Raw genomic sequence first — 14,847 nt, forward strand, 5'->3', positions numbered from 1 at the left:
CCCCAGCTCACCAGCCGAGGGCACATCACCAGCGCAAGTCACCTCACCACGCGGCGCCCACCACCAGGCGAACCGCACCACCGCCAGGGGGACATCACCGCCCAGGGGACAATCACCGCCCAGGGGACATCACCGCCCGGGGGCACACCATCGGGCGGGGGTACATCTTCGGGCGGGTCACTTCACCAAGCGGAGGATCCAGGGGTAGCGGAAGATCGAGCCCGACAGGGCGTAGACGGCCGCGATGGCCGACAGTACCCAGGCCACCGCGTAGACGACGCCGCCGATGCCGAACGTGACGATGGTGACGAGGAGGAGCGTCAGCTGGAAGTTCACGGCCTCGGCCGCCTGCCGCCGGACGTACTCGGAGCGCTTGCCGCTCAGCAGCATCAGCACGAGCGGCCCGACGAACAGGGTCGGCACGGCGATCGCATGCGCCGCCGAGGCGAGCATGCGGTCCTCCCCCGTGGGCGGATCACCGTCCCAGGCGGCGGTCTTGCACGCCAGCCGCGGTTCGGGGGTCAGGTCGCGGGTGAGCGCGGCCAGGTCGTTGCGCGTCTTGGCGGTCATCGCCAGGTGCATGCGCAGGTCGAATTCCTCGTGGTCGAGCCGGCCCTCGGCGTACGCGTCCTGGAGGCGCTCGATGACCGGTTCCCGTTCGGCGTCCGAGACCCTCAGATCCCCCACCGCGTAGCTGCTGTCCATGGCTTCATCGTCCGCGCCGCGGTGCCGCCGCAGCATCAGGGAAGACCCTGACCCTCCCCTGAATTGAGCTCCGTGTACTCCTCCCCCGGGGTCAGTTTCCCGCCGAACAGCTCGGAGACGGTCACGAACACGTACCCCTCGGCCGCCAGCCGGTCGATGATCTTCGGAACGGCCCGCACGGTCGTCGGGTGGATGTCGTGGAGCAGCACGATGCCGCCCGGCTTCGCGTTCTTCAGCACCCGGCGCTCGACGGCCTCGGTGTCGCGGTGCCGCCAGTCGAGCGGATCGACCGTCCACATGATCTGCGCCATGCCCATCCGCCGGGTGACCTTGGCCAGCCGCTTGGACGTCGACCCGTACGGCGGCCGCAGCAGCTTCGGCGTGACACCGGACGCCTGCCGGATCGCGTCCTGCGTCCGCGTCAGCTCCGACACGATCTCCTGTTTGGACGCCCGGCCGAGGTCGGCGTGCGTGTAGCTGTGGTCGGCGATCTCGTGCCCGGCCTGGTGTTCGCGCCGCACGAGGTCGGGGTTCTCGACGACGTTCTGCCCCACCAGGAAGAACGTCGCCTTGACGTTGCGGGACGCGAGGATGTCCAGCAGGTCGCCGGTGCTCTCGGTGGGCCCGTCGTCGAACGTCAGCGCCAGGCACTTCACGCGTGTGCAGTCGGGCGGCGGGGGTTTCGGCTTCGGCTTCGGCGCCTCGGGCTCGGGCTCGGCCGCGGGCGCCTGACCGCGCGCCGCGGCGAGCCGCACCCGTTCGCCGGCCGGGGCCAGCGTACTCAGCCACCCGCACATCGCGGCCGCGAGCACGACCGCCGCCACCCGCCGGACCACGTTCGGCCCGTCCATCAACCCCCCCGGTGCTGATCCCCCAGGGCGGTCAGTCTAGGGCCCGAGGCCCCCGCGCGCCGGGGATGCCGCGGTTGTGTCGGGAACCCGCGGACGCCGGACGGTCGTTATCCTCCTAGACCCCGACCGGCTCCGGAACGAGTCCGGGGCAGGCATCACACGACGGGCGGCAGGCATGAGGTTCCGGGATCGATTCGGGATCCGCAAGAACCGCGGGTCCTCGGTGACAAGGCTCGACCGCGAGGCGACCGACTCCGACATCGAGGCGCTGATCGCGTTCGCACGCAGCAGGCGCGGCGTCGAGTTCTTCGTCGAGCCGGAGACCTTCGCCACCGACACCACGGCCGTCGCCGTCGCCCACGACGGCGAGTGGACCCGCCGCCGCGTCGGCTCGCCCAAGGTCATCGGGAAGGTGGCCCGCGACCTCGGCCTGCCCGTCTACGACGTCCAGATCGTCGGCTACCCGCCCCGCATGCGCGCCTGGAACGCCCGCAACCCCGACCGCCGCATCGACCCCGGCACCCCCGGCGAAGCCGTCTCCTCCTGACCACGCACATCATCTGACCCCTTCCTCAGAAACGAAACCCGCGCCCAGCAACAGCCCCCTCGGCACGAGCACCCGAACCCGCCGAAGGGATTCGGCGGCCGGTGGTGGGCGCGGGTCGGCGATGCCGGGTGAGGGTCAGCCGGCTTCTCGGTGTTGGTCGTAGTAGGCGGCCGCCAGTTGGTCAGGGGTCATCTGGAGGCGCACCTTCGAGGGTGGGACGCCGGCGTTGACGACCTCTTGGAGCAGGACGGCCATGGAGTAGGCGGGGTCGGCGCGCAGGGCTCTCTCCAGGGCGACGTTGGCGAGGCCGCCGTCGCCCGCGGTATAGGCGGCGAAGGCCAGGAGGGACGCCGGGGCCGGGACGTAGGGTTCCTCGACCCGGCGGAGGACGTCGCGCCAGAAGGCGATGTCGGCTGCCGGGGCGTCCTCGTTGATGCGAATCCACGCTTCGTCGCGGAGCCGCAGGTCGGTGAGGAGGACGCCGAGGCGGGCGACCTCGTCGTCGGTCGGGTCGGTCCGGGTGAGGAGGGCGTGGACGAAGGCGAGGCTTTCGCCCGGTGAGTCGCGGCGCTTCTCCGCGCGCCGGGTGGCCTCCCGCATGGCGGCGCGGGCCGGGCCGGCCAGGGACTGGACGGAGCGGACGAGTTCGGTGCGGTCGGCCAGGGCGACGTGGCCGGCATAGGTCGCCTGCGCGGCCAGGGCGCTGGCGGAGATGTCGTACGGGGTGCCCTCGGCCGGGCAGCATTCGCCGTCGCAGGTCAGCGACCACCAGCGGCCGTCGGCGACGCGGATCGACTCGGCGGCGGGAACGCCCGCGCACTCCAGCGCCGCCCCCATGGCCGCGGCGGCTTCGGCGACCTCGGCGAGCGGTCCGTAGCCGAGGACGAGGGACCGGGCGAAGCCGTTGCCGGCGAGCAGGGCCGCCACCCGCCCGGCGGCGCCGGACGCCGGTAAATCGAGCCTGATGGCGCAGGTGCCGTGGGCGCGCCCCTCGAAGCCGATCACGACGAGGCTGCGGGACGGGTGGAAACCGAGCAGGTACGGGACGGCTGCGATGGCGTCGTGCGCCGATCGGATCACCAGGGGTGTCATGCCTTCGACGGTGGCAGGCGGACCGCGTCGACGGCACCGCCATGGAAAACTGTGGACAACTCTGCGCGGGGTCGCGGGCCGGTGTCGTCCCGTCCCGACCGCGGCCACCGTCGCGGCCGAACAGGTGAACCGGGCTCTACCGCACGCGCTAGGCTTCCGTGTCCCACCGCGGTCGGAACAGCGAAGGGTCACCGACTGCGCGTCGTGATCAGCCACGGTTCAAAACTGCGCACTGTGCACATTGCCCAGCTCACAATTCACCTTTACGCTTCTGCCGGTCGGAGCTCGTTCTTCGACTTGATGAAGGAACTCTACGCGGAAGCGGGGTGCAGGTGAAACCTAATGGGGCGACTCCTTGCTGGTGCCATCGGCCTGTGCAGCAGATCAGCTATCCGGGGGATGATGCTCTGGGTTCTTTGTGGGAAAGTCCTCCTGCCGACCAAGCCAATATTCGTGACACTCCGCCCGGCGACCGTCCCCCTTTTATCGGCGTGCTGGGATCGAGCGGCTTCAGGGCCAGCTGGCAGACCGGAATCACCGAGGTGATGGAGGAGGTCGGGGACCCCGTCCGCCTGGATCTCACCTCCGGTGGAACCATCCCAGGACTGGCACTGGCAGCCGGCATCAATCGGCACTGGCGTCGTATCGGCAATGCCGGGGCACCCAGCCACAAGGTGCTGCGCCCTCTGGAACGCCCGTCATGGTTCGAGAACAAGAACCTCGATCTCGCCGGTCTCTACGACATGCACGAGATGGAGAAATGGCTGGCTTCGTGGCTGGCGTGGGCCGGGGTCACCACCTTTCGGGACCTGCGCTACCGGCCCGGCGAACTCAAGCCGGACAAGGTCGCCCACCGCGCCGGGATCGGCGTCGCGATGTGGCGTACCAAAGAGCCGTACCCGACCAGGTGCACCGATGAGCAGTTGAAGGATCCCACGTTCATCCGCAGAGCCTTCCGCTGGGCGTTCTTCGGCCGCCAGTTCCCTTGGCGACGCCTCAAAGCGGTGTGGGTACCCGATACCATCGGCGACCATCTGCCCTGGCTGAAGGATGAGATCGAGGACCATAGCCCGGCGTTTTGGGCCAGGATCTCCATGAGTTTGTGGCCGGTTTGCCAGCTGACAGTGCTCCAGGATCCCCGAACATTGCACCTGGTGTTCCTGGGCGACGGCGGGCTGATCGACAACCAGCCCAGCCTGTTCAACGATGGACGCCTGCATCCCTTTCCCCTCCTCAATCCCCGGTTGATGCAGCACAAACGCCAGGGCACGGAGCGGCAGGCACGTACGGACGCCCGGCGGCTGCCGTTCGGAGCGGTCGTGCGGTTCGAAACGACTACGGCGACCGATGTCCAGTTGCTGACGGGGCCCGAACTGACGTGGGAACGGCGGGACGCCATGTGGCGACAAGGGGTGGAGCAGGGAAGAGAGCGGCTCCCCACGGTGATCGCAGAGCTGACACGACGCCACGCCGCCCTGACCGAACGGTACGCGGAGAGCTCAGTCAGGCTCCCTGTTGAGAAGCCGGTTCTCCACCCGTTCCAGGCCCTGGCCGTCGCCGGCCGGCCGGGCACACGTGCGAGCTTCGGCTTCTGGAGTTGAGAAAGGCTTGGTTCACATGACGCTAGCCGAGCTGTTCGGTGACCTCGTGGGGCCCGGGGCGCCAATGGAGCTCACGGTGTACGACGGGTCACGGGCGGGAACGCCGGGTGCCGGAATCCGATTGGACGTACGGTCGCCGTACGCGCTCTCGCATCTGGTGCGCGCGCCGGGCTCACTGGGCCCGGCGCGCGCGTACGTGAGCGGGCACCTCGACGTCTCCGGCGACATGTACACCGCACTGGCCACGATGCAGAGACTGCTGGGCGACGCGACCGCTGCCGACAAGCTGCGGATCGTGGCGACGGTGGCCCGCGATCCGCTGCTGCGCGGGGCGGTCAGCCGACGGGTCCCCCCGCCGCCGCAGGAGGCGTCCTTCAGCCGGGTCCCGGCGTGGCTGCGGCATTCCAAGCGACGCGACGCCAGGGCGATCTCGCACCACTACGACGTGTCCAACACCTTTTACGAGTGGGTGCTGGGCCCGTCCATGGCCTACACCTGCGCCTGCTACCCGCACGAGGACGCCACCCTGGAGGAGGCGCAGTTCAACAAGCACGACCTGGTGGCCAGGAAGTTGGACCTCAGGCCAGGGATGCGGCTGCTGGACGTGGGGTGCGGCTGGGGTGGCATGGTGATGCACGCCGCGAAGGAGTACGGCGTCAAGGCGCTGGGCGTGACGCTGTCCAAGCAGCAGGCCGAGTGGGCGCAGAAGGCCATCGCCGACCGCGGGCTCTCCGAACTGGCCGAGGTACGGCACCTGGACTACCGGGAAGTGACCGAGACCGGCTTCGACGCGATCAGCTCGATCGGGCTCACCGAGCACATCGGCAAGAAGAATCTGACCGCGTACTTCTCGTTCCTGTACGGGAAGCTGAGGGAAGGCGGCCGGATGCTCAACCACACCATCACCCGGCCCGACAATCTGGCGCCGGCGATGAAGCCCGGCGGGTTCATCAACCGCTACGTGTTCCCCGACGGCGAGTTGGAGGGGCCAGGCCACATCCAGTCGCGGATGAACGACGTCGGATTCGAGATCCGCCACCAGGAGAATCTGCGCGAGCACTACGCCCGCACTCTCGAAGGCTGGTGCCGCAACCTGGACGAGCACTGGGACGAGGCCGTCGCCGAGGTCGGGGAGGGCACAGCCCGGGTGTGGCGGCTCTACATGGCCGGTAGCCGACTGGGCTTCGAGCTCAACTGGATCCAGCTACACCAGATGCTCGGGGTGAAGCCGCATGACAACGGTGACTCCCGCATGCCGCTCCGCCCCACCTGGATCTCGTGACCCGATCCTCGAAATCTCGTGACCCGATCCTCGAAGGAGTCCACCTATCCGGGGCGAGGCCCGAAGCGGACGATCCGGGTACCGGCCCGGCGGCGGGCCCGTTCGAATTCCTCGCTAGCCCTTGGCTCGGCGACGCGCGTCCCGGGGCGATTCGAGCTGGTGCGCTTCTTTGAGCATCCTGGTCATACCGGTGCGGATGTCCGCCATGGTCGAGGACACATCGGCGCCCTGCGGAACGTACAACCAATCGATGCACACCCTGATGGTGGGCCTTTTCCAGGGGAGGAGGGTCATGCGCGGAAACCGATGTCTGATGTTCCAGACCAGATCGGTTCCAAAGACACCTAGAACCATGAGGTGAGCCCCGGATTCCACCGCGAGGACGCCCACTCCGGGGCGCAACTCGGCGATTTCGTGGGAATCTCCGTTCTTCGGAATATGCCCCTCCGGCATCACTCCGACGACCTCTCCGTCCTTCAGTGCCTCTCGGGCCAGAGACATCGCTTCCTTGCCGTAGTCCCGACCGGCAGGAATCGAACCGAGCGAGCGGAGAAGAGGGCCGAGGACCGGATGGCGGAAGTAGTCACCGCGAACGAGCGCCCGGGGCCGCACCTTCCATCGACGGAACAACACGAGCGCCACAAGGAAGTCGAGCAGACTCCTGTGATTGGCCGTGATGATCACGGAACCCGGCCCGGCCGGTCTCGGCGGTAGCTCATCGACCACCAGGCGAGCCATGGGAAGCAGGGCGATTCTCGACACGAACGCGAGACCATGGAAGGCGAATTTACGTGGCCTTGTTCCCGAGTCCTGCACGCTCAAAGCCAGCTTCCTTTCATCTGGGCACCACCCTGACCCCCACCTGCCGATGCCGCAGAGAAGGGACTGCCCCCGACGGCCGCGGGCACCACCGGATGAGGCCCCCACTGCCTTCGCGAAATCCCCGTTCCAGAGAGCGACAATGGCTATTCACCCTTGGCGCTCATCCGATTCCTTCTGCGTTTCCCATCACGAAAACCAGGCGGCTAGCATCCTAGATGAACTCGTACATGGTTCTCAATGTGCACGTTGTGTAATCTCCGGCGACACCCGTTCATGATGCTCAAGCGCCCGACCGGGGCCCGGAGCGGGGGCCGCGCACCGGCGGCGGTCGGCGGGACGGGACGCGGGTGTCCGCGGGGAGCGGTAGCGTTGGGCGGCGTGCCCGCCCCTGATCTGCTGACCGGCAGCGATACCGAGATTCCGGACTTGGCGACCCTCCTCGCCGCGGCCGTCACGTCCATCGGCGGCGCCGAGCGCCCGGGACAGGTGGACATGGCCCGCGCGGTGGCGAGCGCGATCGAGTCCGGCGAGCACGTCGCCGCGCAGGCCGGCACCGGCACCGGGAAGTCGCTGGCCTACCTGGTCCCCGCGATCCGGTACGCGGTCGAGAAGCAGACGACGGTGGTCGTGTCGACGGCGACGATCGCCCTGCAGCGGCAGCTCGTCGACCGCGACCTGCCGCGGCTGGCGGAGTCGCTCGGGCCGCTGCTCGGCACGGAGCTGAAGTTCGCGATCCTCAAGGGGCGCCGCAACTACCTGTGCCTGCACCGGGTGCAGACGGGCGCGCCGGAGGAGGACGAGGGGCCGAGCCTGTTCGATCCGCAGCAGCTGTCCTCGCTGGGACGGCAGGTGAAGCGGCTGAACGAGTGGGCCGAGGAGACCAGCACCGGCGACCGGGACGAACTGGTGCCCGGGGTGAGCGAGCAGGCGTGGCGGCAGGTGGCCGTCACCGCGAAGGAGTGCCTGGGCGCGCAGCGCTGCCCGCAGGGGACCGAGTGCTTCGCGGAGCTGGCGCGGGCCGAGGCCGGCGAGGCGCACATCGTGGTCACCAACCACGCGCTGCTGGCGATCGACGCGCTGGAGGAGTTCCAGGTCCTGCCCGAGCACGACGTGGTGATCGTGGACGAGGCGCACGAGCTGGTCGACCGGGTCACGTCGGTCGCGACCGGCGACCTGAGCGCCGCGGCGGTGGAGACGGCGGCCCGCCGGTGCGGGCGTCTCATCGAGGAGACCACCGCCGACCGGCTGAAGGAGGCCGCGGAGGGTCTCGGCCTCCTTCTGGAGGACATGCCCGCCGGGCGCATGGACGTTCTGCCGTCTGCACTGGGCAACACCCTCGCTGTGGTGCGGGACGCCGCGCACGCGTGCATCACCGCGCTCGGTCCAGAGAAGAAGGACTCCGACCCGGGCGACATGGCCGCGCGCAAGGCCGCACGGTCATCGCTCGATGAGCTGCATGACACGGCCGTGAGGACGCTGGAGGCGTTCCAGCCCGAGATGGCCCAGCGCTTCGACGTGGTGTGGCTGGAGAAGCCGTTCGTCCCGGACGGGCGGCCCAAGCGTCCGCCGGCGCTGCACGTCGCGCCGATCGGCGTCGGCGGCCTGTTGCGGACGACGCTCTTCGAGCGGCGGACGGCGATCCTCACGTCGGCGACGCTGACGCTGGGCGGGTCGTTCGAGCCGCTCGCCCGCCAGTGGGGGCTGCCGCCGCTCAACGAGAACGCGCCGAAGGACGCGCGGACCGCGGCCGAGGGGCTCGCGCAGACCGCGACGGAGGAGGGCGGGGAGTCCGAGATCGCCTGGTCCGGCCTGGACGTCGGCTCGCCGTTCGACCACCCGAAGGCGGGCATCCTGTACGTCGCGCGCCATCTGCCGCAGCCCGGACGCGACGGTCTCGCCGACGCCTACCTGACGGAGATCACCGAGCTGATCGAGGCGGCGGGCGGCCGGACCCTCGGGCTGTTCTCCTCGATGCGCGCCGCCCGGCAGGCCGCCGACGAGCTGAAGGACCACCTGTCCCATCCGCTGCTGTGCCAGGGCGACGACTCCACGTCCCTGCTGGTCAGGCAGTTCGCCGAGGACGAGCGGACGTGCCTGTTCGGCACCCTGTCGCTGTGGCAGGGCGTGGACGTCCCCGGTTCGTCACTGCAGCTCGTCATCATGGACCGCATCCCGTTCCCTCGCCCCGACGACCCCGTGTCGTCGGCGCGGTCGCGGGCGGTGGCGGCGCGCGGCGGCAACGGCTTCATGGCGGTCGCGGCGACGCACGCCGCGCTGCTGCTCGCCCAGGGAGCCGGGCGCCTGCTGCGTTCCATGGACGACCGGGGCGTCGTGGCCGTCCTCGACCCGCGCCTCGCCACGGCACGCTACGGCGGCTTCCTCAAGAACTCGCTGCCGCCGTTCTGGGCCACCACCGACCCCGACGTCGTCCGCGGGGCCCTCCGCCGCCTCGACACCGCCGCGGCCGACGCGTCGTAGGCCCACCCCCCCGCACGGGAGGCACGGGCCCGACGAGGCGGGTCAGCGGCGGTAGGTGTGGAGGAAGTCGCCGATCCGGCCGATGGCGTCTTCGAGGTCGTCGGCGTACTGGAGCGTCACCACGCGGAAGTGGTCGGTGGACGGCCAGTTGAAGCCGGTCCCCTGGACGACGAGGAGTTTCTGCTGTTCGAGGAGGTCGAGGGCGAAGCGCATGTCGTCCTCGATCGGGTACATCTCGGGGTCGAGGCGTGGGAAGACGTACAGCGCGCCCATGGGACGGACGCAGCTCACGCCCGGCAGGTCGTTCAGCAGCTTCCACGCGCGGTCGCGCTGCTCGCCGAGGCGTCCCGTCGGCAGGACGAGGTCGTCGATGCTCTGGTAGCCGCCCAGCGCGGCCTGGATGGCGTGCTGGCCGGGGACGTTGGGGCACAGCCGCATGTTGGCGAGGATGTCGATGCCCTCGATGTAGGAGTCGGCGTGCTCCTTCGGGCCCGACAGCGCGACCCAGCCGGCGCGGAACCCAGCGACCCGGTAGTTCTTGGACAGGCCGCCGAACGTGAGGCACAGCAGGTCCGAGGTCAGCGACGCGATCGGGACCTGCTCGGCCTCGTCGTAGAGGATCCGGTCGTAGATCTCGTCCGCGAAGATGATGAGGTTGCGGCGGCGGGCGACCTCGACGATGCGGGTGAGGACCTCGCGCGAGTAGACGGCCCCCGTCGGGTTGTTCGGGTTGATGATGACGATGGCCCGGGTCCGGTCGCCGACCTTCGCCTCGATGTCGTCGAGGCTCGGCTCCCAGTCGGCGGCCTCGTCGCACAGGTAGTGGACGGGCGTCCCGCCGCACAGGGACACCGACGCCGTCCACAGCGGGTAGTCGGGGGCCGGGATCAGGACCTCGTCGCCGTCGTTGAGCAGCGCCTGCAGGGTCATCACGATCAGCTCGGAGACGCCGTTGCCGAGGTAGACGTCCTCGACGTCGACGCCGGGGACGCCGTCGTCCTCCAGGCGCTGCACGATGGCGCGGCGCGCGGGCAGGATGCCCTTGGAGTCGCTGTAGCCGTGCGCCTCGGGCAGGTTGCGGATCATGTCGTGGAGGAGCTCGGGCGGGGCCTCGAACCCGAACGGGGCCGGGTTGCCGATGTGCAGCTTGAGGATGTTGTTCCCCTCGGCCTCCAGCTGCTTGGCGCGCTTGAGCACCGGCCCGCGGATGTCGTAACAGACGTTGGTGAGCTTGCCCGACTGGTTGACCTGCATGGTCAAACCATATCCGCGGCCGCTCCCCCGAATCCCCAGGGACCCCAAAGGCCCGTCCCCCGGGGCGGGGACGGGCCGGCGGTCTCACGGCGCGGAGATCGCGGACAGGATCGCCTGCCGCGCCGCGCGCCGGGCGGGGCGGACCGCCGCGAGCGCGCCCGCCACCGCGCCGGTCACGGCGATCGCGACCAGCTGGACGGGGGGCGGGGCGAACGGGTTGCCGAGCGCGCCGCCGAGGCCCCAGCCGAGGAACAGGCCGAGCCCGATCCCGCCGCCCGTGCCGAACAGCGCGACGATCACCGACTCCCAGCGCACCATGGACCTGATCTGCGGACGGGTGGCGCCGACGGCGCGCAGCAGCCCGAGCTCACGGGTCCGCTCGTGGACGGCCAGCGACAGGGTGTTGGCGATGCCGAGCAGCGCGATGACGATGGCGAGGATCAGCATCCCGTACACGACGGTGATGAAGCCCTGCTGCTCCTCGGTCTGGGACGCGACGAAGTCGTCCCGTGACTGCACCTCGGGCGCACCGTACGGCTTGCCCAGCTCGGTGAGCGCCCGCGTCGCCGCGGCGGTGGACGCTCCCGGCTTCAGCTCGACGAACGCCCGGTTGTCGAGCGGCTGCCGGGTGTGCGCGTCCCACACGGCGCGCGGTACGAGGTAGTCGCCGGTCATGTCGGTGTTGGCGTAGACGGCGCCGACCGTGAGCCGCTGCGAGGTCCCGTCGGCGAACGTGACGCCCACCTGGGAGCCGGCGCGCCAGCCGTTCTCGTCGGCGACGCCCTTCGACACCGCGAACGTACCGGCGCCCGTCAGGCTCCCCTGCGTCACGTCCAGGTCGAGGACGCGGTTCAGGGCGGAGGGGTCGGCCACGCTGACGGTCGACGGGGCGCCGTCCACGCGCAGGCTGCCGTTGCCGATTCCCGCGATCTCGCCGACCTCGGGGACCTTCGCGGCGTCCTGGACGAACCGGGTGCTGACGCCGCCGGTCTCGTTGGCGCCGGCGTTGACGACGATCGGGCCCTTGAACGACCCGGCGACGCTGTTCTCCAGGGAGGCGCCCAGCGACCCGATGAACACCGTCATCAGCGTGACGACGCCGACACCGATCATCAGGGCGGTCGCCGCGCCCGCCGTGCGCTGCGGGCTGCGGGACGCGTTGTCCCGTGCGAGGGCCCCGGGGACACCGCGCAGCCGGGCCGCGGCCCCGCCGACGATCGCGGCCACCGGCCGGACGGCGGCCGGGCCGAGCACGACCATCGCGACCACGCCCAGGAGCGCGCCCGCGCCGGCCAGCATCAGCTGCTCGGCGGAGGCGCCGACGGCGACGGCGCCGGTCGCGACGGCGGCGAGGACCGCGCCGACGATCACACGGGTGTCGGACGTGCGGGGCGCCTCGGCGGCGACCTCGCGCAGCGCGGCCAGCGGCGCCACCCGGGACGCCTTCACCGCGGGGCCGAGCGCCGCGACCAGCGTGACCAGCAGCCCCACCGGCACCGCGATCGCGAGCGTGGTCGCGGACACCGTGAGTCCCTCCATGGCGATGCCGATCCGGAACCGCGTGAACAGCTGCCGGAGCAGCTCGGCGAACCCCATCCCGCCGGCGAGCCCGGCGAGGGTGGCGGCGCCGCCGATCACCAGCGCCTCGAAGCCGACGATCACGACGACCTGCCGGCGTCCGGCGCCGAGCGCCCGCAGCAGCGCCGACTCGCGGGTCCGCTGCGCCATCGTGATCGCGAACGTGTTGTGGATGCTGAACGCCGCGACGAGCAGCGCGACCGCGCCGAACGCGCCGAGGACGGTGCGGAAGATCGTGAGGAAGCCGCTTTCGACCTCGCTCATGCCCTCCTCGACCTGCGCCTCGTTCGTGACGGCCTCGGTCCCGGCGGGCAGGACCTTCTGCACGCGGGAGGCCAGCTCGTCCTGGCCGACGCCGTCGTCCGCGCTGATGGAGACGCCGCTGATGCGGTCGGGCGTCTTCGCCACGTGCTCGCGGGCGCCTTCGAGGGTGAACGCCGTGAACGACGTCTCCCCGAAGGCCTCCTCTTCGCCGAACATGCTGATGCCGACGACCGTCACGGGGACCCGTCCGGGGGTGAGCACCGCGGTCCGGTCGCCGACGCCGAGGCCGCCCTCGTCGGCGAACATCTTGTTGACGACGACCTCGTCCGGCGCGCGGGGCGCGCGGCCCTGCGCGAGCCGGTACGGGTTGAGCTTCGGGTCGGTGATCCAGTTTCCGGCCGTGCGGGGGCCGCGCGACTGGATCGTCGTGCCGTCCTTGGCGAGCAGCTGCCCCGAGCCCTCGATGACCGGTTCGGCCTTCGCGACGCCGTCCACCTGCCGGACCTTGCCGAGGACGGACGCGTCGATCTCTCCCCGGGAGCCCCAGGGCTGGTCGCTGACCTTGGTGGAGTTGCGCACGCTGACGTCGGTCTTGCCGTAGGCGTTGGCATAGTACCCGTCGATGCTTCCCGCGAGGGTGTCGCCGAGCACGAGCGTTCCCGTCAGGAACGTCACGCCCAGGAAGACCGCCACCAGGGAGCCGGCCATCCGGCGCTTGCGCCCCCACAGTTCCTTGAAGACGAGGCGGATCATCGGTGGTCCCCCAGTCCCCTCATGCGGTCCAGCACCCGGTCGGGTGTGGGCGCGTCCATGACGTCGACGATCCGGCCGTCGGCGAGGAACACGACCGAGTCGGCGTGCCCCGCGGCGCCCGGGTCGTGGGTGACCATCGCGACCGTCTGGCCGAGGTCGTCCACGGCGTTGCGGAGCAGCTCCAGGACCTCGGCGCCGGTGCGGGAGTCGAGATTGCCGGTCGGCTCGTCCGCGAAGACGATCCGCGGGCGGGTGGCGAGCGCGCGGGCCAGCGCCACCCGCTGCTGCTGCCCGCCCGACAGCTCGGACGGACGGTGCGACAGCCGGTCGCCCAGCCGCAGGACGCGGATGACCGTGTTCAGCCACTCCTGGTCGGGCTTCGTCCCGGCCAGCGTCATCGGCAGGAGGATGTTGTCGCGCGCGGTCAGCGTCGGGAGGAGGTTGAACGCCTGGAACACGAACCCGATCCGCTCGCGGCGCAGCCGGGTCAGGCGCCGGTCCGAGAGGACCCCGAGCTCCTGGTCCCCGACGTAGACCTTGCCGGACGTCGCCTCCTCCAGTCCCGCCACGCAGTGCATCAGCGTGGACTTGCCGGCACCGGACGGACCCATGATCGCGGTGAACCGGCCCTCGGGGAGCACCACGCTGACGTCGTCCAGCGCGCGCACCGCCATGCCGCCGGACCCGTACACCTTGGTGAGGTGGACCGTGCGGGCGCCGCCCCGCGCGGTGCCCGGGTCCTCGTTGGTCGTTCGCCTTGCCGCTGCTGTGTTTCCCATGCCGGGATCGTCGCGGCACACCATGGGGCCGGTCGTCGGGCCACGAGAGGCACCGTGACTGCTCCCTGAGGTGCAGTGCGGGACCCGCGCCTACACCGGCTGCGGTAGTTCGGCTCGTTGTCCAACTGTGATGCGCCCAACATACATGCAGGCTTGATTGCTTGTTTGTCGGATCGTACCGTCGGACACGTGTCAGTAAGCAGCCGCCGGCGCCACAGGCGCGGATCGTCCAGCCGCCGCACGCAGGAGGAGCGCCGGTCCCGCACGCAGGCCCGGCTCCTGGAGGCCACCATGGAGTGCCTGGTGGATCTCGGCTGGTCGGGGACGTCCACCACGGAGGTCGCACGCCGCGCCGGCGTCTCGCGCGGGGCGCAGCAGCACCACTACCCGACCAAGATGGTCCTCGTCGCCGCCGCGCTGGAGCACCTGCTGGAAGCCCAGCGGCTGGCGTACGAGACCGCGTTCGCGGTGCTGCCGGCCGAGCGCCGCAACGTCTCGGGCGCGCTCGACCTGCTGTGGGAGGTGTTCCGCGGCCGTCCGGCCAAGGCCCTCATGGAGCTGGCCGTGGCCGCCCGCACCGACGACGAGCTGCGCCCCCTGTGCATCGACATGAACGAGCGGATCCTCCAGGTCATCCTGGAGACGTTCGAGCGGCTGTTCCCGCAGAACACGCTGCCCCCCGACTTCGTCTCGACGACGCTGCGCACGGTGTTCGCGATGTTCGTCGGGCTGTCCATACAGAACGCGCTGGACGACGACGCCGACGGCCACCAGGCGGCCGTGCTGCGCCAGGTCAAGGACGTCGCGCAGCTGATCGTCCCGGAGCAGGGCCGGCCCACCC

12 protein-coding genes are annotated in these 14,847 nt (G+C 70.5%); 5 read left to right on the top strand and 7 right to left on the bottom strand.

Translation table 11 applies throughout. The annotated features are described in order from the left end of the window. Window positions 1-177: 177 nt before the first annotated feature. Complete coding sequence (locus tag E1281_RS26850) at window positions 178-705, bottom strand: DUF1707 and DUF4870 domain-containing protein (RefSeq protein ID WP_131882483.1); 528 nt, start codon at window positions 703-705, stop codon at window positions 178-180. Window positions 706-740: 35 nt separating this feature from the next. After that, entirely contained in the window at window positions 741-1,556 is an 816-nt protein-coding gene (locus E1281_RS26855) for a polysaccharide deacetylase family protein (protein ID WP_243717442.1), read from the bottom strand. 175 nt (window positions 1,557-1,731) lie between these two features. On the opposite strand from E1281_RS26855, the gene E1281_RS26860 reads away from it, so the two are divergent. Further along, a complete protein-coding gene (locus E1281_RS26860; RefSeq protein ID WP_131882484.1) occupies window positions 1,732-2,103 on the top strand; it encodes a hypothetical protein in 372 nt (123 codons plus the stop codon). 135 nt (window positions 2,104-2,238) lie between these two features. Here the strand turns inward: E1281_RS26860 and E1281_RS26865 are convergent, their stop codons facing one another. Next, window positions 2,239-3,195, bottom strand: coding sequence for a DUF4192 domain-containing protein (locus tag E1281_RS26865; RefSeq protein ID WP_131882486.1), 957 nt, complete (start codon window positions 3,193-3,195; stop codon window positions 2,239-2,241). A gap of 374 nt (window positions 3,196-3,569) precedes the next feature. Here E1281_RS26865 and E1281_RS26870 point away from each other — a divergent pair, with 374 nt between their 5' ends. Together E1281_RS26870 and E1281_RS26875 are read left to right on the top strand one after the other, a co-directional pair. Beyond that, window positions 3,570-4,796 (top strand): patatin-like phospholipase family protein, encoded by a 1,227-nt coding sequence (locus E1281_RS26870; protein WP_131882487.1) that lies wholly within the window; start codon window positions 3,570-3,572, stop codon window positions 4,794-4,796. Between the two features lie 16 nt (window positions 4,797-4,812). Then, a complete protein-coding gene (locus E1281_RS26875; RefSeq protein ID WP_131882489.1) occupies window positions 4,813-6,078 on the top strand; it encodes a class I SAM-dependent methyltransferase in 1,266 nt (421 codons plus the stop codon). A gap of 114 nt (window positions 6,079-6,192) precedes the next feature. On the opposite strand, the gene E1281_RS26880 is transcribed toward E1281_RS26875, so the two are convergent. Continuing rightward, complete coding sequence (locus tag E1281_RS26880; protein WP_243717448.1) at window positions 6,193-6,894, bottom strand: lysophospholipid acyltransferase family protein; 702 nt, start codon at window positions 6,892-6,894, stop codon at window positions 6,193-6,195. A gap of 384 nt (window positions 6,895-7,278) precedes the next feature. Between E1281_RS26880 and E1281_RS26885 the strand changes: the two genes are divergently transcribed. Then, window positions 7,279-9,378, top strand: a complete 2,100-nt coding sequence (locus E1281_RS26885; RefSeq protein ID WP_243717444.1) for an ATP-dependent DNA helicase — start codon at window positions 7,279-7,281, stop codon at window positions 9,376-9,378. 42 nt (window positions 9,379-9,420) lie between these two features. Here the strand turns inward: E1281_RS26885 and E1281_RS26890 are convergent, their stop codons facing one another. The 3 genes from E1281_RS26890 to E1281_RS26900 all read right to left on the bottom strand — a co-directional run bounded on the left by E1281_RS26890 (window position 9,421) and on the right by E1281_RS26900 (window position 14,006). Then, the gene (locus E1281_RS26890) at window positions 9,421-10,632 is read right to left on the bottom strand and encodes a pyridoxal phosphate-dependent aminotransferase (protein ID WP_131882492.1); all 1,212 of its coding nucleotides are present in this window, start codon (window positions 10,630-10,632) and stop codon (window positions 9,421-9,423) included. Between the two features lie 84 nt (window positions 10,633-10,716). Continuing rightward, the gene (locus tag E1281_RS26895) at window positions 10,717-13,227 is read right to left on the bottom strand and encodes an ABC transporter permease (RefSeq protein WP_131882494.1); all 2,511 of its coding nucleotides are present in this window, start codon (window positions 13,225-13,227) and stop codon (window positions 10,717-10,719) included. Then, window positions 13,224-14,006 (bottom strand): ABC transporter ATP-binding protein, encoded by a 783-nt coding sequence (locus E1281_RS26900; protein WP_131882496.1) that lies wholly within the window; start codon window positions 14,004-14,006, stop codon window positions 13,224-13,226. Before E1281_RS26900 ends, E1281_RS26895 begins: the two co-directional genes overlap by 4 nt. A 189-nt stretch (window positions 14,007-14,195) precedes the next feature. Here E1281_RS26900 and E1281_RS26905 point away from each other — a divergent pair. Continuing rightward, window positions 14,196-14,847 (top strand): TetR/AcrR family transcriptional regulator (locus E1281_RS26905; protein WP_243717446.1); only part of this gene is annotated, 652 nt, incomplete at its 3' end.

Source organism: Actinomadura sp. KC345, assembly GCF_004348515.1.
Lineage (GTDB): Bacteria > Actinomycetota > Actinomycetes > Streptosporangiales > Streptosporangiaceae > Spirillospora.